Origin of the sequence: Burkholderia sp. BCC0398, from assembly GCF_902833245.1 — a bacterium.
Taxonomy (GTDB): Bacteria; Pseudomonadota; Gammaproteobacteria; order Burkholderiales; family Burkholderiaceae; genus Burkholderia; species Burkholderia sola.
On record NZ_CADFEM010000001.1, the window covers coordinates 477,977 to 503,263 of the forward strand.

Annotated in this window: 24 protein-coding genes; 4 read left to right on the top strand and 20 right to left on the bottom strand. The window is 65.8% G+C overall.

The window, feature by feature from the left end; all coding sequences use genetic code 11:
* Positions 1 to 14 precede the first annotated feature (14 nt).
* Genes HWX76_RS02105 through HWX76_RS02115 form a run of 3 tightly spaced genes read right to left on the bottom strand, consistent with a single transcriptional unit; the run spans position 15 to position 3,666 of the window.
* On the bottom strand, positions 15 to 716 hold the full coding sequence (locus HWX76_RS02105) for a phosphoribosylanthranilate isomerase (RefSeq protein WP_050011274.1): 702 nt from the start codon (positions 714 to 716) through the stop codon (positions 15 to 17).
* Positions 713 to 1,525 (bottom strand): tRNA pseudouridine(38-40) synthase TruA, encoded by an 813-nt coding sequence (gene truA, locus HWX76_RS02110; protein ID WP_050011275.1) that lies wholly within the window; start codon positions 1,523 to 1,525, stop codon positions 713 to 715. Before truA ends, HWX76_RS02105 begins: the two co-directional genes overlap by 4 nt.
* The gene (locus tag HWX76_RS02115; RefSeq protein WP_176015421.1) at positions 1,525 to 3,666 is read right to left on the bottom strand and encodes a FimV/HubP family polar landmark protein; all 2,142 of its coding nucleotides are present in this window, start codon (positions 3,664 to 3,666) and stop codon (positions 1,525 to 1,527) included. The genes truA and HWX76_RS02115 overlap by 1 nt, the downstream gene beginning before the upstream one ends.
* 812 nt (positions 3,667 to 4,478) lie before the next feature.
* Here HWX76_RS02115 and flgE point away from each other — a divergent pair.
* Entirely contained in the window at positions 4,479 to 5,723 is a 1,245-nt protein-coding gene (flgE, locus tag HWX76_RS02120; protein WP_050011277.1) for a flagellar hook protein FlgE, read from the top strand.
* 99 nt (positions 5,724 to 5,822) lie between these two features.
* On the opposite strand, the gene asd is transcribed toward flgE, so the two are convergent.
* From asd to HWX76_RS02160, 8 genes are all read right to left on the bottom strand, one after another.
* A complete protein-coding gene (gene asd, locus HWX76_RS02125; RefSeq protein ID WP_069618461.1) occupies positions 5,823 to 6,944 on the bottom strand; it encodes an aspartate-semialdehyde dehydrogenase in 1,122 nt (373 codons plus the stop codon).
* An 85-nt stretch (positions 6,945 to 7,029) separates the two neighbouring features.
* Complete coding sequence (locus HWX76_RS02130; protein ID WP_006756675.1) at positions 7,030 to 7,149, bottom strand: hypothetical protein; 120 nt, start codon at positions 7,147 to 7,149, stop codon at positions 7,030 to 7,032.
* A gap of 120 nt (positions 7,150 to 7,269) precedes the next feature.
* The gene (gene leuB / locus HWX76_RS02135; RefSeq protein WP_011548096.1) at positions 7,270 to 8,337 is read right to left on the bottom strand and encodes a 3-isopropylmalate dehydrogenase; all 1,068 of its coding nucleotides are present in this window, start codon (positions 8,335 to 8,337) and stop codon (positions 7,270 to 7,272) included.
* Positions 8,338 to 8,416: 79 nt separating this feature from the next.
* Positions 8,417 to 9,067, bottom strand: coding sequence for a 3-isopropylmalate dehydratase small subunit (leuD, locus tag HWX76_RS02140; protein ID WP_050011279.1), 651 nt, complete (start codon positions 9,065 to 9,067; stop codon positions 8,417 to 8,419).
* A gap of 68 nt (positions 9,068 to 9,135) precedes the next feature.
* Positions 9,136 to 9,282, bottom strand: coding sequence for an entericidin A/B family lipoprotein (locus tag HWX76_RS02145; protein WP_011548098.1), 147 nt, complete (start codon positions 9,280 to 9,282; stop codon positions 9,136 to 9,138).
* A 3-nt stretch (positions 9,283 to 9,285) separates the two neighbouring features.
* Positions 9,286 to 10,695, bottom strand: coding sequence for a 3-isopropylmalate dehydratase large subunit (gene leuC / locus HWX76_RS02150; RefSeq protein WP_050011280.1), 1,410 nt, complete (start codon positions 10,693 to 10,695; stop codon positions 9,286 to 9,288).
* Positions 10,696 to 10,871: 176 nt separating this feature from the next.
* A complete protein-coding gene (locus HWX76_RS02155) occupies positions 10,872 to 11,801 on the bottom strand; it encodes an alpha/beta hydrolase (protein ID WP_089489163.1) in 930 nt (309 codons plus the stop codon).
* 168 nt (positions 11,802 to 11,969) lie between these two features.
* Positions 11,970 to 12,575 carry a TetR/AcrR family transcriptional regulator gene (locus HWX76_RS02160; RefSeq protein ID WP_080334131.1) on the bottom strand — a complete coding sequence of 202 codons (606 nt, stop codon included), beginning with the start codon at positions 12,573 to 12,575 and terminating at the stop codon, positions 11,970 to 11,972.
* A gap of 173 nt (positions 12,576 to 12,748) precedes the next feature.
* Between HWX76_RS02160 and HWX76_RS02165 the strand changes: the two genes are divergently transcribed.
* The gene (locus HWX76_RS02165) at positions 12,749 to 13,474 is read left to right on the top strand and encodes a glutathione S-transferase (RefSeq protein ID WP_050011282.1); all 726 of its coding nucleotides are present in this window, start codon (positions 12,749 to 12,751) and stop codon (positions 13,472 to 13,474) included.
* Positions 13,475 to 13,526: 52 nt separating this feature from the next.
* On the opposite strand, the gene HWX76_RS02170 is transcribed toward HWX76_RS02165, so the two are convergent.
* The 5 genes from HWX76_RS02170 to HWX76_RS02190 form a co-directional block, all read right to left on the bottom strand.
* Entirely contained in the window at positions 13,527 to 15,104 is a 1,578-nt protein-coding gene (locus tag HWX76_RS02170; RefSeq protein ID WP_124630527.1) for an amino acid permease, read from the bottom strand.
* A gap of 102 nt (positions 15,105 to 15,206) precedes the next feature.
* The gene (locus HWX76_RS02175) at positions 15,207 to 15,671 is read right to left on the bottom strand and encodes an Lrp/AsnC family transcriptional regulator (protein WP_050011284.1); all 465 of its coding nucleotides are present in this window, start codon (positions 15,669 to 15,671) and stop codon (positions 15,207 to 15,209) included.
* A gap of 111 nt (positions 15,672 to 15,782) precedes the next feature.
* Positions 15,783 to 16,541 (bottom strand): arginine deiminase family protein, encoded by a 759-nt coding sequence (locus HWX76_RS02180; protein ID WP_050011402.1) that lies wholly within the window; start codon positions 16,539 to 16,541, stop codon positions 15,783 to 15,785.
* Positions 16,542 to 16,750: 209 nt separating this feature from the next.
* Positions 16,751 to 18,001: a DUF1479 domain-containing protein gene (locus HWX76_RS02185; protein WP_050011285.1), complete on the bottom strand. Its 1,251-nt coding sequence runs from the start codon at positions 17,999 to 18,001 to the stop codon at positions 16,751 to 16,753.
* 111 nt (positions 18,002 to 18,112) lie between these two features.
* A complete protein-coding gene (locus HWX76_RS02190) occupies positions 18,113 to 18,502 on the bottom strand; it encodes a VOC family protein (RefSeq protein WP_050011286.1) in 390 nt (129 codons plus the stop codon).
* 71 nt (positions 18,503 to 18,573) lie between these two features.
* Between HWX76_RS02190 and HWX76_RS02195 the strand changes: the two genes are divergently transcribed.
* Together HWX76_RS02195 and HWX76_RS02200 are read left to right on the top strand one after the other, a co-directional pair.
* Entirely contained in the window at positions 18,574 to 19,539 is a 966-nt protein-coding gene (locus HWX76_RS02195) for an AraC family transcriptional regulator (RefSeq protein WP_050011287.1), read from the top strand.
* A gap of 577 nt (positions 19,540 to 20,116) precedes the next feature.
* The gene (locus HWX76_RS02200; RefSeq protein WP_176015422.1) at positions 20,117 to 20,854 is read left to right on the top strand and encodes a hypothetical protein; all 738 of its coding nucleotides are present in this window, start codon (positions 20,117 to 20,119) and stop codon (positions 20,852 to 20,854) included.
* A 284-nt stretch (positions 20,855 to 21,138) separates the two neighbouring features.
* On the opposite strand, the gene gltA is transcribed toward HWX76_RS02200, so the two are convergent.
* From gltA to sdhA, 4 genes are all read right to left on the bottom strand, one after another.
* Positions 21,139 to 22,440: a citrate synthase gene (gene gltA, locus HWX76_RS02205; protein WP_050011289.1), complete on the bottom strand. Its 1,302-nt coding sequence runs from the start codon at positions 22,438 to 22,440 to the stop codon at positions 21,139 to 21,141.
* Between the two features lie 66 nt (positions 22,441 to 22,506).
* A complete protein-coding gene (locus HWX76_RS02210; RefSeq protein WP_050011290.1) occupies positions 22,507 to 22,779 on the bottom strand; it encodes a succinate dehydrogenase assembly factor 2 in 273 nt (90 codons plus the stop codon).
* Positions 22,780 to 22,785: 6 nt separating this feature from the next.
* Positions 22,786 to 23,487 carry a succinate dehydrogenase iron-sulfur subunit gene (locus HWX76_RS02215; protein WP_059237255.1) on the bottom strand — a complete coding sequence of 234 codons (702 nt, stop codon included), beginning with the start codon at positions 23,485 to 23,487 and terminating at the stop codon, positions 22,786 to 22,788.
* Positions 23,488 to 23,508: 21 nt separating this feature from the next.
* Entirely contained in the window at positions 23,509 to 25,284 is a 1,776-nt protein-coding gene (gene sdhA, locus HWX76_RS02220) for a succinate dehydrogenase flavoprotein subunit (RefSeq protein ID WP_050011292.1), read from the bottom strand.
* Positions 25,285 to 25,287 lie beyond the last annotated feature (3 nt).

Below are 25,287 nucleotides of genomic sequence, written 5' to 3' on the forward strand. Positions count from 1 at the left end.
CGCACCGGCTTGCATCACCCGGCGTCCGCCTCGCGCACCGCGCGTACGAACGCCGCCATCCGGGCGTGATCCTTCACGCCCTTCGCGCCCTCCACTTCGATGCCACTCGAGACATCGACAGCAAACGGACGCAACTGGCGGATCGCATCACCGACGTTTTGCGCGTTCAAGCCACCACTCAAAACGGCCCGACGCGCGAGCTCTGCGGGAATAAGAGACCAATCGAAGACCTTGCCGCTACCGCCGTAATCCGGCACCAAAGTGTCGAACAGGAGGCCGCGCGCTTTCGAATAATGAAGAGCCGATTCTACCAAATCGGCACGCTGCGTCGAGGGGCCGACGCGCACCGCGCGCAACCACGGCAGGCGGGCCGCGCGGCCGAGCGCATCGCACTGCTGCGGCGTCTCGTCGCCGTGGAGCTGCAGCATCGTGAGCGGCACGTCGCGCACGACGGCTTCGATCTCGGCTTCGGTCGCATTCACGAACAGCCCGACCACCGACACGAACGGCGGCGCGAGGCTCGCCAGCTCGGCCGCCTGCGCGATCGTCACCGCGCGCGGGCTCTTCGGGTAGAACACGAGGCCGATCGCATCGGCACCGAGCGCCGCCGCGTGCAGCACGTCCTCGGGGCGCGACAGCCCGCACAGCTTGATGCGCGTGCGCGGCGGCTGGCCGGCCGCGGCGGAAGTCGAAGAAGACACGGCGTGCTCCGTCATGTTTGTGGGTCCAGATCGGCCCAGACGCTGCTCCACGGCACGCTGCCGAGCTGCGCGGGCGGGACGGCGAATTCCGCCGGGTAGCCGACGTGGGCGAGATACAGCCCGTCGGCCATGAACGTCGGGGCCGCGAGGTTGCGGTCCCGGCCGGCCAGCACGTCGGCGAGCCAGTCGGCCGGATAGCGGCCGCGCCCGACCGCGACGAGGCAGCCCATCAGGTTGCGCACCATGTGATGCAGGAACGCGTTCGCGCGGAAGCGGAAATGGATGAAATGCCCCTCGCGCCGCACGTCGATCTGATACAGGTGTTTGACCGGCGTCTTCGACTGGCATTCCGACGACCGGAACGACGAAAAATCGTGCTCGCCGATCAGGTGCGCGGCGGCGGCGCGCATCGCGTCGTCGTCGAGCGGCGTGTGGATCCAGCCCGCGCGCCCGGCCAGCATCGGCGAACGCACCGGGTGCACGTACAGCGCGTAGTAGTAGGTGCGCTCGAACGCCGAGAAGCGCGCATGGAACGTGTCCGGCATCGGCTTCGCCCATTGCACCGACACGGTCGGCGGCAGGAACGCGTTGGTGCCGCGCACCCACGAAAACACCTCGCGATCGAGGTCCGTGTCGAAATGCACGACCTGCCCGAGCCCGTGCACGCCGGTATCGGTCCGCCCGGCCACCGTCGTGTGCAGCGGCACCCGCGCGAACTCGGCCAGCGCATGTTCGAGCCGGTCCTGCACGGTCTTGCCGTGCGGCTGCGCCTGCCAGCCGCAGAACGCCGCGCCGTCGTACTGGATGCCCAGCGCGATCCGCATCACGCCTCGTCCGCCAGTTTCGCGAGCAGCGCGCGGGCATCGTCGCGCGTCACGGCGTCGTTCGCGTCGACCACTTCCTGCAGCAGCGTCCGCGCGCCGGACAGGTCGCCCAGTTCGACGTATTCGGCCGCGAGGTCGAGCTTGTTGCGGGCGATGCGCGCAAGCTCGTCCGCGGTAAGCGCAGGCAGCGCGGCGCCCGGCGTGGACGGCAGGTCGAGATCGAAGTCGAGCTTCAGCGCGCCGAACTGCGCACCGCCGAGCGGCGGCAACGACGACGGCGTAGCTGGGCTGCCCGCCTGGCCGGCAGACGTCACCGCGTCCGGATCCCAGTCGAGCTCGTCTTCCTGGTCGGCCGGATGTTCCGGTGTCGTTTCAGCCGAACCCATCGGCGGGTGCTGCGCGGCTTGACCGTTAGTTGCAATTTTATCGGCGTCGGGCTGCGGTGCCTGCGCGGGCGGTTCCCCCGTCGTCGACGGCTCCTCCGCCGTCCGCGGCGGCAACGGCATGTCGAGACTGTTGAGCGCGCTGATCGCGTTCTGCATCAGTGTCGCGTGCTGGGCTTCGGCGCTCGAAGGGGCGACGGATGCGGCGGACGGCTCGGACGGCTCGGCCAGCTTGGTCGACTCGGCCGGCTTGTCGGCGGCAGTGGCTTCTTCCACGGGTTCTGCGTCGTGCGGAGCCTCAGCCGAACCCGGAATCGCGTCGTTCGCCGGCGACACGGCAGCGTCAGCAGGCGGCAATTCCGGCGACTCGTCGTGCGGCGCCGTCACTACAAGCGCAGGCGACGTATCCGCCGCGGGCGGCTCGATCGTCGCCGCGGCGAGATTCATGTCGGACGCGGCATCGCGTGCGATCGGCATCTCGGGCGTGATCGGCAGTTCGCGTTCGACGGACGGCGCGGCTTCCGCCTCCGCAGCCGCGGCGCCACCTGCTGCGGCCGCGGTCGCAGCGGCACCCGCCTCGTCCGCGCGCCGACCCTTCCGGCGTTTGCGCGATGCGAAGCCGGCCGCGAGCACGATAACGGCAGCGCCGGCCGCCGCGGCCGGGCGCCAGTCCATCTGCTCGGTACGACGTGCCGAGGTCGCGACGGGTGCGACCGGTTGCACGGAAGCCGATGCCGGTTGCGGCGCACTGGCTGCCACACCCGGCGCGGCTTCGTCCGCCGTCGATGCAGCGGCCGATGCACCCGCGTCATTCGCAGCCGCACGCGGCGCGGCAGGCGCCGGAGCAGGCGCGACGCCGGTCGTCGTCGCCGGCTTGCCGATGCCGTGCTTCTGCAACTCCATCAGCACGCGGTTCTTCAACGCGAGCAATTGCTGCAGGCTCGACGGCCGCGGCTGCGACGCACCGACGGCGGGTGCCGCGCCGGCCGGCTCGCGCATGCCGGCAACCGGGTTGCCCGGCACCGACTGCCCCGTCGCCTCGCTCGCGGAGGACGGCGCCGACTGGATCGCACCGCTCCATACATGCGGGCCGCTCGCACCGCCCGTGGGCGCCGCCGGCTGCGTGCCGTCGACAGCCGATGCGCCATGCGCGGCCGACGCACCGATCGGCGCCGAAGCAACGCTCGAAGCGGATGCGCCCGCCGCCGTCGCCGTCGCGGCACTCGCGCCGCTCACCGGAGCGGCATGCAGGGCCGGCGCCACCGGCGCGGGTTGCGCGGCCGAACCGGGCTGCGGCGCGGATGCGCCGTGCTGCGCGATCGCTGCCCCACCCGATGCGGCGGCGGGCGCGGAAGCGGCCGTCGGGCCAGATGCAGCGGACGCGGCGGATGCGCCGGCCGGCGCGAGCGCCGCGCCGGTCGCATCGAGCGCGGGCACCGTCAGTGTCGCGCCGACTTTCAAACGGCTCGCGTCGCGCTTCATGAACGCCTGCGGATTGGCGTCGAACAGCGCGCGACCGGCGCGCGCGAGCACGGCCGGATCGTGCGATTGCGTGGCCGCTTTCGCGATGTCGTTCAGCGACTGGCCCGGCTGGACCGTCACGGTAAGCGGTGCGGCGCCGCCGACGGCGGATGCCGGCAGGTCGCCGGTGCCGACTGCCCACGCCGATGCGGCGGCGCCGAGCGCCAGGATCGCCAGCGCGCCACGCACGGCGCGCGACAGACGGGACTGGCGCGGAAACAAGGAAATTCGGGACATCGTTGGCTCTATCGCCGCGCACGGGCGCGGCTCGGATTCGCGGTTGGAAGCGTCAATAAAGCGCTGCAGAAATGCAAAAGCGTCGCGCGGAACGCGACGCTTTCGGCGGGTCTGTGCGTCGTAACCGCGTAGTTTACTTCACACGATCGGGTTCCGGCCGAATTCGTCGCCGACAGGTGCCACCGGGCCCGGGCGGGCGCTCGTGTCGCGCGGGTCCGTCTGCCCATAGCCCATGCATCCGATCGATCAAAACGAACCTGCGTGCCGCAGTTGGAAGCCGTCTCGCGGCAGCCTCGCGCCCCGCTCGAATGACGCGGCTTTTTGGCGCTCAGCGGGCGTCCGCCGCAGGATCGCGGCGACAGAATCGCAAGCACTCCCTCAACAATCCATCCTGTCCGCCGTTAATGAATTAACAGCCGGAAAATCAAGACAAATCCCGACCGGCGCCCCATCCCACTCCAATCAATTCCAATTCGCCGATAAGAAGCCAATTTCCGTCTCTTATCGGAGAAATGAAAATCCACACCACCAAATCCCCGCCCCGCAAGGCTTTGACCACCTCTCTCTCGCTTGATTACTCATACAAAAGCGATCATTTCTGCATCAATTCAATTTCATTACACAAAATTACACAGACCGAATAACCGCCGTCGATACGATCGCCTTCAAACAGGAATCGGCATGTTTCGACGTCGCGCTCGCCCATGCGGGAAAGGCGGGAGCGCGCCGGCCGGGCTGATGCCGTGAAGTACCGGAGGGCCATCGCGCAGTCGCACGACTGCATCACTCACCAGCTCGTTACGGGGACGAACATGGGCTATCAACAGGGTTTGAGCGGGTTGGCCGGCGCGTCGAGCAATCTCGACGTGATCGGCAACAACATCGCGAACGCAAACACGGTCGGCTTCAAGCAGGGCCGCGCAAACTTCGCCGACATGTACGCGAATTCGGTCGCGACGTCGGTCAACACGCAGATCGGCATCGGCACGCGGCTCGCGTCGGTGCAGCAGCATTTCAGCCAGGGAACGATCAATTCGACGAAGTCGTCGCTCGACGTCGCGATCAACGGCAACGGCTTCTTCCAGATGTCGAGCAACGGCGTGACCACGTACTCGCGCGACGGCACGTTCCACCGCGACAAGAACGGCGCGATCGTCGACGCGCAAGGCCGCAACCTGATGGGCTATGCGGCAGGCGCCGGCGGCGTGATCAACACCGCGCAGACCGTGCCGCTGCAGGCGCCGACCAGCAACATCGCGCCGCGCGCGACGAACAAGATCACCGGCCAGTTCAACCTGAACGCGCAGGACAAGGTGCCGGCCAAGACGCCGTTCAACGCGACCGACAACACGACGTACAACTACAACACGTCGATCCAGGTCTACGACTCGCTTGGCGGTTCGCAGCCGGTCAACCTGTACTTCGTGAAGCCGGCGGCCGGCACGTGGCAAGCCTACGCGGGCGCGCAGGGCCAGACGCCGACGAATCTCGGCACCGTCACGTTCGACGCATCGGGCCGGATCAGCTCGACGACGTCGGCCGCGACCGGCCAGCCGACCGCGAGCCTCGGCCAGTTCGCGTTCTCGATCCCGAACACGACGGGCGGCGCGAATCCGCAGAACCTGACGCTCGACCTCGGCGGCACGACCCAGTACGGCGGCAAGGACGGCGTGAACAACCTCGCGCAGGACGGCTTCGCGAGCGGCACGCTGACGACGTTCTCGATCGGCACCGACGGCAAGCTGACCGGCAACTACTCGAACGGCCAGAGCGCGGTGCTCGGCCTGATCGCGCTCGCGAACTTCAACAACCCGAACGGGCTCGTGAACATCGGCGGCAACCAGTATGCGGAAACGGCCGCGTCGGGCGTGCCGCAGATCTCCGCGCCGGGCAGCACGAACCACGGCACGCTGCAGGGCAGCGCGCTGGAAAACTCGAACGTCAACCTGACGACCGAACTCGTGAACCTGATCACCGCGCAGCGCAATTACCAGGCGAATGCGCAGACGATCAAGACCCAGCAGGCCGTCGACCAGACGCTGCTGAACCTGCGCTGAACCGCGCATGAAAAACGCGCCGCGCCGGCCCTGAATCCCAAGGCCGACGCGGCGCGTCGTATCGTGCAGCCCGGCCCGCGGGCCGGACAGCCAACGTGCTTACTTGTCGAGCAGGATGCGCAGCATGCGGCGCAGCGGCTCGGCCGCGCCCCACAGCAGCTGATCGCCGACCGTGAACGCCGACAGGTATTCGCCGCCCATCGCGAGCTTGCGCAGGCGGCCGACCGGCACCGTCAGCGTGCCGGTGATCTTCGCCGGCGACAGGTCGCGCATCGACGCTTCACGCTCGTTCGGCACGACCTTCACCCAGTCGTTCGCCGATGCGAGGATGCCGTTGATCTCGTCGAGCGGCACGTCCTTCTTCAGCTTGATCGTCAGCGCCTGCGAGTGGCAGCGCATCGCGCCGATCCGCACGCACAGGCCGTCGACCGGGATCGAACCCGGCTCGCCCATCGCGGGCTTGCCGAGGATCTTGTTGGTTTCCGCGCCGCCCTTCCACTCTTCCTTCGACATCCCGTTGCCGAGATCCTTGTCGATCCACGGAATCAGCGAACCGGCCAGCGGCACGCCGAAGTGACTCGTCGGCATCGCGTCGCTGTTCATCGCGGCCAGCACGCGGCGGTCGATGTCGAGGATCGCGGAAGCCGGATCGGCAAGCTGTTCCTGCACCGCGCCGTTCAGCGTGCCCATCTGCGACAGCAGCTCGCGCATGTTCTGCGCGCCCGCTCCCGATGCGGCCTGGTACGTCATCGCGGTGATCCAGTCGACGAGGTTCTCGCGGAACAGGCCGCCGAGCGCCATCAGCATCAGGCTGACCGTGCAGTTGCCGCCGATGAAGTTCTTCGTGCCCTTGACGAGCGCGTCCTTGATCACGTCGAGGTTGACCGGATCGAGGATGATGACCGCGTCGTCCTGCATCCGCAGCGACGATGCCGCGTCGATCCAGTAGCCGTTCCAGCCGGCCGCGCGCAGCTTCGGGAACACGTCGTTCGTGTAGTCGCCGCCCTGGCACGTGATGATCACGTCGCACTTCTTCAGCTCGTCGACGTTGGTCGCGTCCTTGAGCGTGGTCTCGTTTTTCGCGAACGACGGCGCCTTGCCGCCCGTATTGCTGGTGCTGAAAAACACCGGTTCGATCAGGTCGAAATCGCCCTCTTCCTGCATGCGCTGCATCAGGACGCTGCCGACCATGCCGCGCCAACCTACGAGACCTACGTTCATGACTAACCCTTTGCTTTGAATGGAGCTTCCCCGCCATTTCCGTCCCCGCGTGACCGCGCGGGGAAACAGGCGGGCACGACGGCGATCAGCGTTTAATGATCGTTTTCGTGGTAATGGTTTTCGTGATGACGATGGCGCGCGCACCCGCACGGGCAGTGTTGCCGTGGAGTTTCAGGACCGGGGAGATCAGGGAAATCAGCGCCATCGTTCGAGTCTACACAAAGCCGGTGGCCCGCACAACGGCCAACCGTGCGCGAACCGGCCAATTTTTCCGGCCCGTTCGCACCCTTTTCCACATTAATTACCGCACTTCATTGCCACGCGCTTACAACGCGGCGACCACCGCATCGCCCATCGCGGCCGTGCCGACCTGCTTGCAGCCCGGCGTCGCGATGTCGCCGGTGCGGTAGCCCTGTTCGAGCACCGTTTTCACCGCGCGCTCGATGCGATCGGCCTGCTCGGCGCGATTCAGCGAGTAGCGCAACAGCATCGCGGCCGACAGGATCGTCGCGAGCGGGTTCGCGATGCCCTTGCCCGCGATGTCCGGCGCCGAACCGTGCGACGGCTCGTACAGGCCCTTGTTGTGCTTGTCGAGCGACGCCGACGGCAGCATGCCGATCGAGCCCGTGAGCATCGACGCTTCGTCCGACAGGATGTCGCCGAACATGTTGCCGGTGACGATCACGTCGAACTGCTTCGGCGCCTTCGCGAGCTGCATCGCCGCGTTGTCGACGTACATGTGCGACAGCTCGACGTCCGCGTACTCCTTCGACACGTCGATCATGATGTCGCGCCAGAACTGCGACGTCTCCAGCACGTTCGACTTGTCGACCGACAGCAGCTTCTTCGCGCGCTTTTGCGCGGCCTGGAACGCGACGTGCGCGATGCGGCGCACTTCCGGCTCCGAATAGCGCATCGTGTCGAAGCCTTCGCGCTCGCCGGCGAACGGGCCGTCCGGCGCCGCACGCACGCCGCGCGGCTGGCCGAAGTAGATGTCGCCGTTCAGTTCGCGCACGATCAGGATGTCGAGGCCCGCGACGAGTTCCGGCTTCAACGGCGATGCATCGACGAGCTGCGGATAGCAGATCGCCGGGCGGAAGTTCGCGAACAGCTCGAGGTGCTTGCGCAGCCCGAGGATCGCCTGCTCGGGGCGCAGCGCGCGTTCCAGCGAGTCGTACTTCCAGTCGCCGACCGCGCCGAACAGGATCGCGTCGGCCTGCTTCGCGAGCGCCAGCGTCGCGTCGGGCAGCGGATGGCCGCTCGCCTCGTAGCCCGCGCCGCCGACCGGCGCCTGTTCGAGTTCGAACTTCTCGTCGAGTGCGTTCAGCACCTTCACCGCTTCATTGACGATTTCCGGACCGATGCCGTCGCCGGGCAGCACTGCAATCTTCATGCGAAATTCCTGACTGGGTAGAGTGTGATGGAGGCAGGCCGGCGAGCGCGCGCAAAGCGCGCCCGCCTCGAACGCGATGTCAGCGGACCAGCTTGGTGTTGAGCCAAGGCTGCTTCACGAGCCGCTCTGCCTCGAACTGGCGGATCTTGTCCGCGTGGCGCAGCGTGAGGCCGATGTCGTCGAAACCGTTCAGCAGGCAGTACTTGCGGAACGCGGCGATCTCGAACGGATACTCGCGGCCGTCGCCCGCGCGCACGACCTGCGCGTCGAGATCGATCGTCAGTTGAAAGCCGTTGAACGCGGCCGTCTCGTTGAACAGGTGATCGACCTGCTGCTCGGTCAGCACGATCGGCAGCAGACCGTTCTTGTAGCAGTTGTTGAAGAAGATGTCCGCGAAGCTCGGCGCGATGATCGCGCGGAAGCCGTACTGCTGCAGCGCCCACGGCGCGTGCTCGCGCGAGCTGCCGCAGCCGAAGTTCTTGCGGGCGAGCAGCACCGACGCGCCCTGGTAGCGCGGCTGGTTCAGCACGAAGTCCGGGTTCAGCGGACGCTTCGAGTTGTCCTGGCCCGGCTCGCCGTGATCGAGGTAACGCCACTCGTCGAACGCGTTCGGACCGAAGCCCGTGCGCTTGATCGACTTCAGGAACTGCTTCGGGATGATCGCGTCGGTGTCGACGTTCTCGCGATCGAGCGGCGCCACGACGCCGGTATGTACAGTGAATTTTTCCATGATCCGTCTATCCGGTTGAAGGGCCGGCAGTCAGCCGGCGCACATCGACAAATTCTCGGCGGGAAACGTCACTCCGCGGCGCGCTTGAGCGCGCTGCCGGCGGCGTTGACGTCTTCCCCGAAGCCTCGGACGGTATTGCAGCCGGCCAGGCCGAAGCCCAACCCGGCCAGCGCCAGCGCGGCAACCAGCCGCGCGATGACCTTCGATGCCGTCACGTGTTACCCCAGCTGGCGAATGTCGACGAAGTGACCTTCGATCGCCGCGGCCGCCGCCATCGCGGGGCTCACGAGGTGCGTGCGACCGCCCGCGCCCTGCCGCCCTTCGAAGTTGCGGTTCGACGTCGACGCGCAGCGCTCGCCCGGCTCGAGCCGGTCGGCGTTCATCGCGAGGCACATCGAGCAGCCCGGCTCGCGCCATTCGAAGCCCGCATCGGTGAACACCTTGTCGAGCCCTTCGCGCTCGGCCTGCGCCTTCACGAGGCCCGAGCCCGGCACGACCATCGCGAGCCGCACGTTCGACGCGACGCGGCGGTTCAGCTTCTTCACGACGTACGCGGCCGCGCGGATGTCCTCGATGCGCGCGTTCGTGCACGAGCCGATGAAGATCTTGTCGACCTTGATCGATTCGATCGGCGTGTTCGGCTCGAGCGCCATGTACGCCAGCGCGCGCTCCATCGCGTCGCGCTTGACCGGATCCTTCTCGCGCTCGGGATCGGGCACGCGACCGTCGATCGACGTGACCATTTCCGGCGACGTGCCCCACGTGACCTGCGGAACGATGTCGGCGGCATTCAGCTCGACCACGCGGTCGAATTGCGCGCCGTCGTCCGACTTGAACTGGCGCCAGTACTCGACCGCCTGATCCCATTCCGCGCCGGTCGGCACGAACGGGCGGCCCTTCAGGTATTCGATCGTCGTGTCGTCCACCGCGACCATGCCTGCGCGCGCGCCGGCCTCGATCGCCATGTTGCACACGGTCATGCGGCCTTCCATCGTCAGCGCGCGAATGGTCGAGCCGCCGAATTCGATCGCGTAGCCCGTGCCGCCCGCGGTGCCGATCTTGCCGATGATCGCGAGCACGATGTCCTTCGCGGTACAGCCGCGCGGCAGCGCGCCCTCGACCTTCACGAGCATGTTCTTGCTCTTCTTCTGCAGCAGCGTCTGCGTCGCGAGCACGTGCTCGACTTCCGACGTGCCGATGCCGTGCGCGAGCGCGCCGAACGCGCCGTGCGTCGACGTATGCGAATCGCCGCACACGATCGTCATGCCCGGCAGCGTCGCGCCCTGCTCCGGCCCGATGATGTGGACGATGCCCTGGCGCACGTCGTTCATCTTGAACTGCGTGATGCCGAACGCGTCGCAGTTCGCGTCGAGCGTGTCGACCTGCAGCTTCGAGACGGGATCGGCGATGCCGTGGCTGCGGTCCGTCGTCGGCACGTTGTGGTCCGACACGGCCAGGTTCGCGCTGATGCGCCACACCGGACGCTGCGCGATCTTCAGCCCTTCGAACGCTTGCGGGCTCGTGACTTCATGCAGCAGCTGACGGTCGATGTAGAGCAGGGTCGTGCCGTCTTCCTCGGTGTGGACCACGTGGGTGTTCCACAGTTTGTCGTAGAGAGTCTGTGCCATGGGTATGCGGGGTCGTTGTGACTACAAGCCTTGCGGATGCGGTCGATTATGCCACGCAAAATCGGCCCATGGAGTACCACGATAACGAAAAAAGTGAATAAAAACAGTGAGTTGGGTGGTACACGCGATACCCGGATAAGCATTACCCGGCAAGCGCGGCTGCTTGCGGCGGCGTGCTACCGGAAGAAATTGCGCAGCTCGCGCGCCAGCGCCTGCGGTTGTTCCTCGGGAATGAAATGCCCGCTATGCGCGATCGTCGCGGCCGTCACATCTTCCGCCACGTGTCCGAGCGGCCCCGCCATGTCGGGTATGGACCCCTGATCCGCACTGACAGCGAGCACGGGCATCTTCAGCTTCCCCAGCGCCTGCAGCGTGCGGTTCTGAGCCGACGACGCCGACACGGCCCGGTAGAAGGCCAGCCCCGCTCGCAACCCGCCGTCCCGGGTGAACACCCGGAGATACTCGTCGACATCCGCGTCGGAGAACGACTCGGGATTGGCCGCCTTGCGACGCAAGAACCAATCGAGATACTCGCGCTCCTTGCCGGCAATCAACGTCTCCGGCAGGTCGGCGACGGTATGAAACGCGAAGTGCCACGTGCGCCATGCGTTGCCGGGCTCGATCGGCAGTGCGGCGGGCAGCGTGATGCCGGGTATCCCCGCGTCGAGCAACGCCAATCGCTTCACCGCATCGGGATACATCGCGGCAAACGGATAGGCGACCCACGCGCCGACGTCGTGAGCGGCCAGGTAAAAGCGCGCGATCTTTTGCTGCTCCAGCAGGCGCGCAAGCGTTGCCGCGACGGTCTGCGTGTCGTAACCGACGAGTGGACGGTCCGAATCGCCTTGTCCGGGAAGATCCGGCGCCACGATCCTGAATTCGTCCGCGAGAAGCGGCATGACTCTCCGCCACGCGTACCAGCTTTCCGGAAAGCCGGCGAGCAGGACGATGGTCTCGCCGTCGGCGCGGCCTCCTTCGACGAAATGAAGGCGCACCCCGTCTACCGTATCGAACCGATGACGAAAGCCGCTGAGCCGCGGGTCTTCCCGAAAATAGGGCGCGGCCTCGAGATGCGAAGCATCCGCGGTGGATTGATGCTGGTACATAAGTTCGTCCTCTCCACAGAATCGACTGCGCTGGATGATGGCCCCCGAGCAGCGGGAGCACTTCCGTTCGGAAATATTTGTTTCCTAATTCGGCGAAACCGAATCACGCGCATGCGCGGTTTCGCGTGTTGCTTCACATCGCGTCGCCTGTCGGGTGACGCACAAACCTTAGTCGAGCAGCCGCATTGCCTCGTCAACCAGCATCGACATGTCGCTCCGGCTCTGGCCGAGCTTCCCCACCACTCGAAGCCCCTGCACCATGGCAAACAGACAGCTCGACGTGGCTTGCGCGTTCAGCGCGGCATCGACGGATCCATCGGCCTGCCCCTGCTTGATCAAATCGCGAAGGAGACGCTCGATCCTCTGCATCGATCTGTGGACGATGCCGGCGATCTCGCTATCCAACGCACTCAGAACCATGGCGCCGCCGACGACCAGACAGCCCTTTCGACCCTCGTCTCCATGCGAGACGTCCGCGTAAAAGCGCAGGAGCGCTCGCACCTTGTCCCGTCCGTTTTCTTCATCGGCAAGGATCATGTTGAGCTCGCTGACGCGCCGATCGATGTACCGGTTCAACGCGGCAACGAAGATGGCGTTCTTGTCGGCAAAGGCTTTGTAAAGACTGCCTGCGGTGAGCCCCGTCGCCCGGGACAGATCGCCGATAGAAGTCGCGTGATAGCCACGCTCGCGAAAGACGCGGATGAAGCCGTCCAGCGCTTCATCCATATCGAATTCTCGCGGCCTGCCCACGTTCGCTGCAATTTTCCTAGCCATGCGCCATTATAGGAAATGATCATTTCCAAATCAAGCCATGCGAACCGTACAGGCGTCACTGGCATTTCGCACTCGATCTCATAGACTGTCTATTCCCAACGGGCGGCGCGCGGCTGCCCTCCCCGCCATCGCGATGCGTGCGTCCCGGCGCATCGACCGGACAGGAGCCTTGCATGCGGTACGAACTCTATTACTGGCCTGAAATCCAGGGCCGCGGCGAATATGTGCGGCTCGCGCTCGAAGCGGCCGAAGCCGATTACGTCGACGTCGCGCGCGAATCGGGGCGCGGGATGGGCGTGTCGGCCATGATGCGCATGATGGACAGCGCGAAGGCCGAATGCGTGCCGTTCGCGCCGCCGTTCCTGAAGGCGGGCGACGTGGTCGTCGGGCAGACCGCGAACATCCTGCTGTTTCTCGGCGCGCGGCTCGGGCTCGCGCCCGACGACGAAGCCGGCCGGCTGTGGGTCCATCAGATCCAGCTGACCGCCGCCGATTTCATCACCGAGATCCACGACACGCACCATCCGATCGGCAGCGGCCTGTACTACGAGGACCAGCAAGCGGAAGCGGCCGAGCGCGCGGCCGATTTCCTCGAGAACCGGCTGCCGAAATTCCTCGGCTACTTCGATCGCGTGCTCGAACAGAACCCGCACAAGCGCGGCTATATCGCGGGCAGCGCGCTCAGTTACGCGGACCTGACGATGTTCCAGTTGATCGAGGGCCTGCGCTATGCGTTCCCGAAAGCGATGAAGCGCGCGGAGCGCAAGGTCGCGACGCTCGTCGCGCTGCACGATCGCGTCGCGCGGCATCCGCCCGTCGCGCGCTACCTCGAGTCGGAACGCCGCATCCCGTTCAACGACATGGGGATCTTCCGGCACTATCCGGAGCTGGACAAGTAACGGCCCGGCACGTACCGCGGAACGTGCGCGCACGGGCGAATTTCACGCAGGATCAGCGCGGCTGCCCGTGCTGCGCGGCGGCCGCGTCGACGGCTTCCACCGAGCGCGTGAGCCACGGCCCGATGTCCATCTCCTCGTAGCGCACGAGCCGGCTCTTGCGCGCGCGGCGATACGCCCACCAGATCGCGACGAACAGCGGAATCCATACATAGATCGACAACACTTCCATCCAGTCGATGCGCGCCGCGAAAAACGCCTGGTAATCCTGCCCGAGCGAAATCACGATGCAGACCGCGACCGCGAACACCGGCCCGAACGGAAACCATTTCGCGCGATACGGCAGTTGATCGAGTCGATAACCCTGCTTCAGGAATCCCCTGCGGAACCGGTAATGGCAGACCGCGATGCCGAGCCACGCGATGAAGCCGGTGATGCCGACCGTATTCAGCAGCCACAGATAGATGCGCTGGTTGTTGGTCAACGACGTGAGGAAACACAGCCCGCCGACGGCCATCGTCGCGTACAGCGCGTTGCGCGGCACGCCGCCCGGCGACAGCGTCGCGAACACGGCCGGCGCGCGCCCTTCCGATGCAAGGTTGTACAGCATCCGCGTCGCCGCGTAGGTACCGGAATTGCCGGCCGACAGCACGGCCGTCAGGATCACGAGATTCATCGCACCGGCCGCGAGCGGGAACCCCGCGTGGCTGAATACCAGCGTGAACGGGCTCACGCCGATGTCGGTCACGTCGCTCTTCAGCAGGTTCGGATCGGTGTACGGCACGAGCAGGCCGATCACGAAGATCGCGAGCACGTAGAACAGCATGATCCGCCAGAAGATCTGCTTCACCGCGCGCGGGATCGTCTTGCGCGGGTTCTCCGATTCGCCGGCCGTGATGCCGACCAGCTCGGTGCCGAGAAACGAGAAGCCCGCGATCAGCGCGACGCTCATCATCGCGTGCACGCCGCCGACGAACGGCGCGTCGCCGGTCGTGAAGTTGCGCCAGCCGACCGGATGCCCGGTGCCGGTATGCCCGCCGCCGGTATGCCCGCTGCCGGTATGCCCGCCGCCCAGCACGCCGGCCGCGATCAGCAGCCCGGCCGCGATGAACGCGATCACGGTGACGACCTTGATCAGCGAGAACCAGTATTCCGATTCGCCGAAGCCGCGCACCGACAGCGTATTGAGCAGGAAGATCAGCACGAGGAAGCCCGCGCCCCACCACACGCCCGGCACCGACGGAAACCAGTAGCGCATCACGATCTGCGCGGCGACCAGCTCGATCGCGATCGTCACCGCCCAGCTGTACCAGTAGGTCCAGCCGAGCGCGACGCCGAAGCCTTCGTCGACGTACTTCTCGCCGTAGATCGCGAACGAGCCCGATACCGGCATCAGCGCGGCCATCTCGCCGAGCCCGGTCACGACGAAGTAGACCATGACCCCGATCGCGATATACGCGGCGATCGCCCCGCCCGGCCCCGCCTGCGCGACCGACGCGCCCGACGCGACGAACAGCCCCGTGCCGATCGACCCGCCGATCGCGATCATCGCGACGTGGCGGCCCTGCAGACGGCGCTTCAGCGCCGTCCCGGACGGTGCGGCCGTGTCCGTCGCCGCTTGCATGGCATCCATGGTGTTCCCCCTGATTGTGAGTCGGCCAGCCGATTCGATTCGGAATGCAAATCGATTGACCCGATCATTCGCGTCCAAACCGGCCCTGCCGGGCCGGCCGCATCACGCGACGCTGCGCTTGATCGACTGCAGTTCGGCCGTCGTCACGATCTTCTCGATCCGGAACCGCGGGCTTTCCAGCCACGCGTTCGCGATCCGCCGGTACTCGTCGAGGTCCTCGCACGCGAGCCGCACGAGAAAATCGAACGTGCCGCTCACCAGCCAGCAATCGAGCACGGCCGGATTCGCGCGCATTTCCTCTTCGAACGGCGCTTGCGAACGCCCGTGGTCGGCCAGCACGATCTGCGCGATCACGACGATCGGCTTGGTCGCGCGCGGCGCCTTGATCACCGCGCGGTACCCTTCGATCACGCCGAGCGCCTCGAGCCGCTCCACGCGCGCCTGGCACGGCCGCGGCGTGAGATTCACGAGCTCCGACAGCTTCCGGTAGGAAATCCGTCCATCGGTACGCAGGATGTCGAGGATCCGGAGATCGATCTTGTCGAGCTGCATCTTCTTGTCGGTCATCCGCGTTCGCTCCGGTCGGGTCGTGGCTCGTGGCTCGTGGCTCATGCGCGGAACGTCTGCCATTCCGCGCGGGGCCACATTATCCGGCCGAAGCCGCCGCGCGCCAATCGGCTAGAACCGCAGCGACAGGCAGGTCAGGCCGCCGTCCATCTTGCGGAACTCGCTCGTGTCGATCACGTGCAGCGGCATGCCGAGCGGCGCGATCGCGTCATGCACGCGCGGATAGCCGGCCGGCGTGATCAGCGTGCCGTTCACGCGCAGCGTGTTGCCCGCGTATTCGTCGGCGGCCGGGATCGCGATCCGGCGATAGTCGGCGAACGCCGGATGCGCGGCCAGCGCGTCGGTCACGAGCAGCGTGTCGTCGCCGAGCGCGTTGACGACCGATTTCAGGTGCAGGCCGGCGCCGACCGGCACCGCGACGACCGAATAGCCATGGCGCGACACCAGCGACTCGAACGCGGCGATGCCTTGCGCGTCGGTGCGGCTCGTCAGGCCGATGAAGAAGCGCTTGCCGACCAGCATCACGTCGCCGCCGTCGAGGCGGCCCTGCTGCATCGGCAGCAGTTCGCGATGCACGCGCAGCGCCGCTTCGATGTGCGCGGTCTCGCCGCGCCGCGCGAGCGCGCCGGGGCGCGTGATCACCGCGAATTCCGGCGTGACGACCGCGACGTCCTCGACGAAATGCGAATCGGGAAACGCATCGAGCGGCGGCAATTCGGTCAGTTCGACGCCGAGCATGCGCAGCGCGTCGCAGTATGCATGGAACTGCGTGAGCGTCTTGTCGTAATCGGGTGCGCCGAGTTCGGCGGTGGTCAGGCCCGCGCCGCAAGACGGCGCGGGACGGCGAACGATCGCTTGCGTGAATTGCATCGACTCCTCCATGATCTGCGCCGCCTCCGTGCGGTGCACGGGCCGGCAGCGTTGTGTCCGGACCATTATCGGAAGCCAATTTGCGCAATTCGCGTCGATTTCGGCGCCACCGACAGCCGATTGCGTCGAATTGCGCGCACCACGCAGCGGATTCGGCAGACGGGCCGCCCGCCGTCTCGCGAATGGCCGTTTCGCCCGCCGCCCGCGCGTTACGCGCCGGGCTCGAATCCCATCTGCGCACGGCCGAGCGCCGTGAGATCGCCCTCCCCCGCACGGCCATCGAAATCGGCCTCGAAATGGTCGGCCGGGAAATCGGGCGGGCTGTCGCCACGCAGGAACGCGAGCCGCTGCCGCTGCAGGTATGCATCGTTCTTCGCGCAGCCGGGCGCGGCCGCGATGTACATCACGTTGCTGTCGCCGCTGCCGCGATGCGCGTCCTCGACCGCATGCACGACGTCGCCGTGCCAGAACACCGCGTCGCCCGGTTCCATGTGCGGGATCGGCACCAGTGCGTCGAGCAGCAGCGCGTGCCATTCGGGGCGGATCGACAGCGCGCGGCCGGGACGCGCGCCGCACAGGTCGTCGTCGGCGACGTCGTCCTGCAGCGCGCGCAGCACGACATAGGCCATCGCGTTCGCGACCGGGATCAGCTGCAGCGTGCCGTCGCCGGGCCCCTGCGGCGTCAGCGCGGTCCAGCCCTGGAACGTGCGGAACATCGAACACACGGCCGGCGACGGAATCTCCTCGACGTCGGGGCGGAACGCCGCATCGAACGGATCGTAATCGCGCCAGCGGCCGGCCAGCACGTGGCGATAGACCTGGCGGAAATTCGCGCCGAGCCAGCGCTCGACGGAGCCGCCGTCGACGTGCGGCGACAGCCCGAGCGACGTCGACCCGGGCGGCCGGCGACGAATCCGGTCCGCATAGGCGGGCACCTGGTCGGAATCGAAATGCGTGCGCGTACCGTCCGCATGCCGCCACAGACGGTTCAGGAACACCCGCGCCTGCGTGAGCGCCGGCGACTGGCGCGCGGCCACCTGCGGCTTCGACCAGTAGACGCCGTAGATCTGCGGCTTGCCCGACGCGAGGTTGCCGAAATAGCGGTCTTCCGCGCGCGCATGCAGCCGCTCGGTGAAACGGTTCGCATCCAGATACGCGCCGATCTCGTCGTTCCAGTCGCGTGCCTGCTGCGCATCCAACACGCCGCGGATCACGACCGCGCCGTGCGTGCGGATCGCGGCAATCGCGAGCGGATCGACGGTCCCGCTCGCGACATCCGCGAACGGCACGACCGGAATCACGTCATCGCCATGCGCGTGCGCGCGGCGGATCGCGTCGACCTGCCGCGCGATGTCGCCCTCCACTTCGCGGAACGTGGCCGCGTAGCCGGGCAAGTCGGCGCGTAGCGCCCGTTTCGCCGTGCGGATCGCGGCCGGCAGATCGTCAATCGTCAGGTGCATCGCTTGTCTCCTCGCTGAATCGCGTTTTGATGAGCACTCAGCGTACGGCCGCCGCACGGTCATCATCGATACTATCCAGCCAATAATCGATACAATCCTGACAACCGCGCGTTACTCGGGACGATGGCAGACCACGCACAGCTTGTTGCCGTCCGGGTCCCGGAAATACGCGCCGTAGTAGTCGCGGTGATAGTGCGGTCGGAGGCCCGGCGGCCCTTCGCAGGCGCCGCCGTGCTGAAGCGCGAGCGCATGGCAGCGATCGACGTGATCGCGGGTCGGCGCATCGAACGCGATCGTGTGGCCGTTCCCCGGTTCAGGCGCGCGTCCGTCGAGCGGCTTGCCGAAGAAGAACAGCGGCCGGTCGGCGTCGGCCGGCATCCAGCCCGACCAGCCGTCCGGTTCGTGGAATTTGACGCGCAACCCGAGTTCGGCGAACAGCGGCGCGTAGAAATCGTAGGCGCGCGCCGTATCGCCGACGCCCACGCAAACATGTGAAAACATGGCATCGCTCCGTCGTGAAGATCTCTCACGATCATGCCACGGCGCGCTGCCCGCCCCTACCGGAGGCCGCGATGAAACCGCAATACGAGCATGTGACGTTCGCGTCCGGCTGTTCGATCCGCGTGTATCACCGTCAGCTCGCGCGCATTCCGTTCGAGTGGCATCGCCATCCCGAGTACGAACTGACGCTGACGCTCAACAGCCGCGGCCAGCGCTTCATCGGCGATCACGTCGCACGCTACGCGGATGACGATCTCGTGCTCGTGCCGCCGAACCTGCCGCATACGTGGTCGTCGAACGCGCGCATCGATCGCGGCGCGCCCGAGGTCGCGCTCGTCGTCTGGTTCGACGGAGACTGGGTACGGCGGCTGGCCGACTGCTGCCCCGAATACGCGCCGCTGCGCTCGCTGCTGCGGCGCGCGGCGCCGGGCCTGCGCTTCGACGTGGAGACGGCCCGCGCGATGCGCGCGCGGCTGCCGCGGTTGCTCGATCCGTCGCCGCGCGTGCGGCTCGCGGCCACGCTCGATACGCTTGCCGATCTCGCGGAAGCCGGCGGCGAACCGCTCGCCACCTCGCAGGCCTACGATCGCTCCGACGCAGCCACGTCCTCGGTCGACTCCACCGCATCCGGCGCCGAACGCCTCGATCGCGTACTCGACGCGATCGACCGGCAGTTCCACGAACCGCTGCGCATCGACGCGCTCGCGGCCGTCGCGCACCTGTCCGAACGCACGCTGCAGCGGCTGTTCGCGCGTCATATCGGCGAAAGCGTCGGCCGCTACGTGCAACGGCTGCGGCTCGCGCACGCGTGCCGCCATCTCGCCGGCACCGACTGGCCGATCGCGACGGTCGCCGCGCGCTGCGGCATTGCGAATGCCGCGAACTTCAACCGCCAGTTCCTCGCTGCGCACGGCATGACGCCCGGCGCGTACCGGCAGTTCTTCAAGCAGCACGGCCACGCGCCCGACGACGATGCGCCAGCGCTCGACACACGGCCGCCGTCGCTGGAGCGCCGCGCCGGATCGCGTATCGCCTGATCGGCACCGCACGCCTGAACGGCGTCGATCCCGACGAGTGCGAGCCCAATGACGCCCGCACCTTCGATTCGACTTCGCGCGCGATCAGCGCCCGCATCTGCTGCCAGAGGTTCTGCTCGCGCCGGCCGAGCTCGTCGCGCATGCGGAAGAATGCCTTTACAGGTGCAATCTTTAGTTGCACTCCTCCCGGTCAATTGCCGCTTCCGGATTGAAGCGTTCTCCGGTTCGCGTTTCATGCTTTTACTGCGCATGAGTGAGGCTTCCGGGTCGGCGTACATCATTAATATCGGCACTACACCTTGTGTTAACCGGAGAAACCGACATGACGGGCGGCAACAACTTTCCTCGAGTTACGAATGGCAATAACGCTTACACGACTGATTTTCATGAACCTTACCCAGCGCCCGGCTCGGGGGCAGGGTCGGGGACTGGGCCCGCCTCTCACACGCAGCCACCTATCCATGGGATGCCTCCGGCATTCAACGGGCGTCCATCTTCTGCGCCAACGACGACTGATCCCGCGTTTGCTGGCCCCTATAGCAGCGTAAGGCGACACGGTATCCTTTCTCAAGACCAGATGCGAGATCAGCACATTGCATTTAATCAATCACACGACGGTCAAGTGGCGCGGAGCGATATCGATGTTACCCGGATACACGGTAGCCCGGATCCTCAACAGAGGGCGCGCTCCGCGCGCATGGCTGTGGAAAACTCTGCGCATGGGGCGCTGTCCGTCGCGCTCGAACGCCATGGATACGGCCCGCTGCATACTGAAACACACGCGCCATCAACGGAAGAGGTGCTTCGCTCGTTGAGTCCCGAACAACGTAAAGAGTTTGAGGCAGCGATGGAGTACGGTATGAAGCCTGAGCAGATTCTCGAGATGATGGCGACGGATCAACGAACAACAAGTTTGTCGCCGCACGGGCAATCGCAGGCCTACCATCGGATGCAGAGTACTTTTATGGTGACAGCGCACGCCAGTGCCCCAGCGGCCTATGCATCCCCGTACGAAGATACCCGTCACAGTATTCCGCCGTCAGCGTTTCGTGGCGTTTACGTCCCGCAATCGCATGCGCACACCGCTCGTCAAGTTGATCGGGAATTAGCCGCGCGTCAGCCGGTATATCCGCGGGCCGTCGTCGTGCCGGATCAGCCCGGAATGAACCCATATTATCAGGCGTCAAATGGTAACCAGCATCAGGTCCATGGTGTTCAAGCTCCTGACTATTACAATGCCCTTAGAGCCCAGCTCAGTTCCGAGGACGACTATGACTCACACATCGTAAAGACCGGCATTCGGCGCGAATGGTAAGAACGCCTTTAGCCGATCGGCAACGAACGTTGGGAGCGTAAAGCATGACCTTGACATCCTCCCTGCCCGAAGGCAGCGGAGGATATCAATCCCATTGCACATCTGATGGGAATCAGATTGCCCGTGCCGCACGCTCATGAACGGACGGTGTGCATCGAGCGCTTACCTCGCGCCAGCGTCGGCCGCACAAATGACAACACCCCGGCGGGATGACCCACCGGGGTGTCGTGGCGTTGCGATTGCCGGACGCGAGCGGCCTGACGACCGTTCGCGCCGCGCACGGTTTAACGTGCGTTGAGCGGCTTCGCTTCGCGCGGCGTGTCGCCGATGAACAGCTGACGCGGACGGCCGATCTTCTGTTCCGGATCGGCAATCATTTCGTTCCACTGTGCGATCCAGCCGACCGTACGTGCCATCGCGAAGATACACGTGAACATCGACGTCGGGATGCCCAGCGCGCGCTGAACGATACCCGAGTAGAAGTCGACGTTCGGGTACAGCTTGCGCGACACGAAGTATTCGTCTTCCAGCGCGATCTTCTCGAGCTGCATCGCGAGCTTGAACAGCGGGTCGTCGTGCAGGCCCAGTTCGTTCAGCACTTCGTAGCAGGTTTCGCGCATCAGCTTCGCGCGCGGGTCGTAGTTCTTGTACACGCGGTGACCGAAGCCCATCAGCTTCACGCCCGAATTCTTGTCCTTCACCTGCTTGATGAATTCGGGGATGTTGTCCGGCGAACCGATCTGCTCGAGCATGTTCAGCGCGGCTTCGTTCGCACCACCGTGCGCCGGGCCCCACAGACACGCGATACCGGCCGCGATACACGCGAACGGGTTCGCGCCCGACGAGCCGGCCAGGCGAACCGTCGACGTCGATGCGTTCTGCTCGTGATCAGCGTGCAGGATCAGGATGCGGTCGAGTGCGCGGACCAGCACGTCGTTGACCTTGTACTCTTCGCACGGGTTCGAGAACATCATGTGCATGAAGTTCGCGCTGTACGACAGTTCGTTCTTCGGATAGACGAACGGCTGACCGATGCTGAACTTGTACGCCATCGCGACGAGCGTCGGCAGCTTCGCGATCATGCGGATCGCCGACACTTCGCGGTGACGCGGGTCGTTGATGTCGAGCGAGTCGTGATAGAACGCCGACAGCGCGCCGACGGCCGCGACCAGCACCGCCATCGGGTGCGCGTCGCGACGGAAGCCGCGGAAGAAGAAGTGCATCTGCTCGTGCACCATCGTATGCTTGGTGACGGTGTCGACGAACTCCTTCTTCTGCGCCGCGTTCGGCAGTTCGCCCTTCAGCAGCAGGTAGCAGCTTTCGAGGAAGTCGGCGTTTTGCGCGAGGTTGTCGATCGGGTAACCGCGGTACAGCAGCTCGCCCTTGTCGCCGTCGATGTACGTGATCGCCGAATTACAAGCTGCCGTCGACATGAAGCCCGGGTCGTACGTGAACTTGCCGGTCTGGCCGTACAGCTTCCGGATGTCGATTACGTCCGGGCCCATCGTGCCCTTGTAGATCGGCATTTCGACGCTCGGCGAGTTGTCGCTGAACGATAGCGTGGCTTTAACATCAGACGGAGTCATGGCACATCCTCAATCGAAATAAAGAAACGGGATTCGATAACGGGCACAGCGTGTTACATGTTGGCGTTACACGTTGCGCAGCATCTCCAACAGCCGGTGAATCTCCGGGCTGTCTAGGTCGCCCTCTGGTTCCTTGCGCGCGAGGAGCAAGTCCATCAGGTCGTTGTCGCTCAGATCGAGCAGGCGCGACAACGCGCCTACGTCTGCATCGGTGAGGTCATGCTCGTATCGGCTGAAGAAACGCTCGAATACGATGTCGTTCTCCAGCAGACCCCGCCGCGCGCGCCAGCGCAGGCGCGCGCGGCGGTGCGGGTCGGATTGATGCGAATCGTCGCTCATTAAAATTTATACCGCGCGGCGAACCATCAGTTCCTTGATCTTGCCGATCGCCTTCGTCGGGTTCAGGCCCTTCGGGCAAACGTCGACGCAGTTCATGATCGTGTGGCAACGGAACAGACGGTACGGGTCTTCCAGATTGTCGAGGCGCTCGCCGGTGGCGGTGTCGCGGCTGTCCGCGATGAAGCGGTAAGCCTGCAGCAGGCCGGCCGGGCCGACGAACTTGTCCGGGTTCCACCAGAAGCTCGGGCACGACGTCGAGCAGCTCGCGCACAGAATGCACTCGTACACGCCGTCGAGCTCGTCGCGCTCTTCCGGCGACTGGAGGCGTTCCTTCTCCGGCGGCGGCGCGTCGTTGATCAGGTACGGCTTGATCGAGTGGTACTGGTTGAAGAAGTGCGTCATGTCGACGATCAGGTCGCGCACGACGGGCAGGCCCGGCAGCGGACGCAGCACGATCTTCTGCGGCAGGTCGTTCAGGTTCGTCAGGCACGCGAGACCGTTCTTGCCGTTGATGTTCATCGCGTCCGAACCGCACACGCCTTCGCGGCACGAACGGCGGAACGACAGCGTCTCGTCCAGTGCCTTCAGCTTGACCAGCGCGTCGAGCAGCATGCGCTCATGCTGGATATCGAGCTCGTACGTCTGCATGCGCGGCGCTGCGTCCTTGTCCGGATCGTAGCGGTAGACTTCAAAAATGCGTTTTGCCATTTCGGATTCCTTTGACTCGGCTTAGAACGTGCGCGGCTTCGGCGGCACGGATTCGACCGTCAGCGGCTTCATTTGAACCGGCTTGTAGTCGAGGCGATCGCCTTCGCTGTACCACAGCGTGTGGCGCAGCCAGTTGTCGTCGTCGCGGTGTTCGTAGTCGCTGTGCGCGTGTGCGCCGCGGCTTTCCTTGCGCGCTTCCGCCGACACCATCGTCGCGCGGGCCACTTCGATCAGGTTCTCCAGCTCGAGCGCTTCGACGCGCGCGGTGTTGAACACCTTCGACTTGTCCTTCAGGTGGATGTTTTCCACGCGCGCCTTCAGGCCGGCCATCTGGTCGACGCCTTCCTTCAGCAGCGCCGACGTGCGGAACACGCCTGCGTGCTTCTGCATCGTTGCGCGGATGTCGTTCGCGACGTCCTGCGTGTACTCGCCCGAGCTCGACGTGTCGAGCTTGTTCAGGCGCGCCAGCGAGAACTCGCCCGCATCGGCCGGCAGCGGCTTGTGTTCCTTCTGGTTCTTCACGTGCTGAACGATGTGGTTGCCGGCCGCACGGCCGAACACCACGAGGTCCAGCAGCGAGTTCGTGCCGAGACGGTTCGCACCGTGCACCGACACGCATGAGCATTCGCCCACTGCGTAGAAGCCGTTGATCGGTTCCTTGTGATCGCGCGACGTGCCGACGACCTGACCGTGGATGTTGGTCGGGATACCGCCCATCTGGTAGTGGATCGTCGGGACGACCGGGATCGGTTCCTTGATCGCATCGACGTTCGCGAACTTCAGCGCGATTTCGCGGATCGACGGCAGACGCTTCATGATCGTCTCGGCGCCGATGTGCGACAGGTCGAGCAGCACGTGATCCTTGTTCGGACCGACGCCGCGACCTTCCTTGATTTCCTGGTCCATCGAACGCGACACGAAATCGCGCGGCGCCAGATCCTTCAGCGTCGGCGCGTAGCGCTCCATGAAGCGCTCGCCGTTCGCGTTGCGCAGGATACCGCCTTCGCCGCGCACGCCTTCGGTGATCAGCACGCCCGCGCCGGCCACGCCGGTCGGGTGGAACTGCCAGAACTCCATGTCCTGCAGCGCGACGCCCGAGCGGGCCGCCATGCCGAGGCCGTCGCCGGTGTTGATGAACGCGTTCGTCGACGCCGCGAAGATCCGGCCTGCGCCGCCCGTCGCGAACAGCGTCGTCTTGCCTTCCATGATGTAGACGTCGCCCGTCTCCATCTCGAGGGCCGTCACGCCGAGCACGTCGCCGTCCGCGTCGCGGATCAGGTCGAGCGCCATCCATTCGACGAAGAACTGCGTCTTCGCCTCGACGTTCTGCTGGTACAGCGTGTGCAGCAGCGCGTGACCGGTACGGTCGGCGGCCGCGCAAGCGCGCTGGACCGGCTTCTCGCCGTAGTTCGCGGTGTGGCCGCCGAACGGGCGCTGGTAGATCGTGCCGTCCGCGTTGCGGTCGAACGGCATGCCGAAGTGTTCGAGTTCGTACACGACGTTCGGCGCTTCACGGCACATGAACTCGATCGCGTCCTGGTCGCCGAGCCAGTCGGAGCCCTTGATCGTGTCGTAGAAGTGGAAGTGCCAGTTGTCTTCGCTCATGTTGCCGAGCGACGCGCCGATACCGCCTTGCGCGGCCACCGTGTGCGAACGCGTCGGGAACACCTTCGACAGCACGCCGACCGACAGGCCCGCGCGCGACAGTTGCAGCGCTGCGCGCAAGCCGGAGCCGCCTGCGCCGACGATCACGACGTCGAACTTGCGGCGCGGGAGGGAAGTTTTGATTGCAGCCATTCT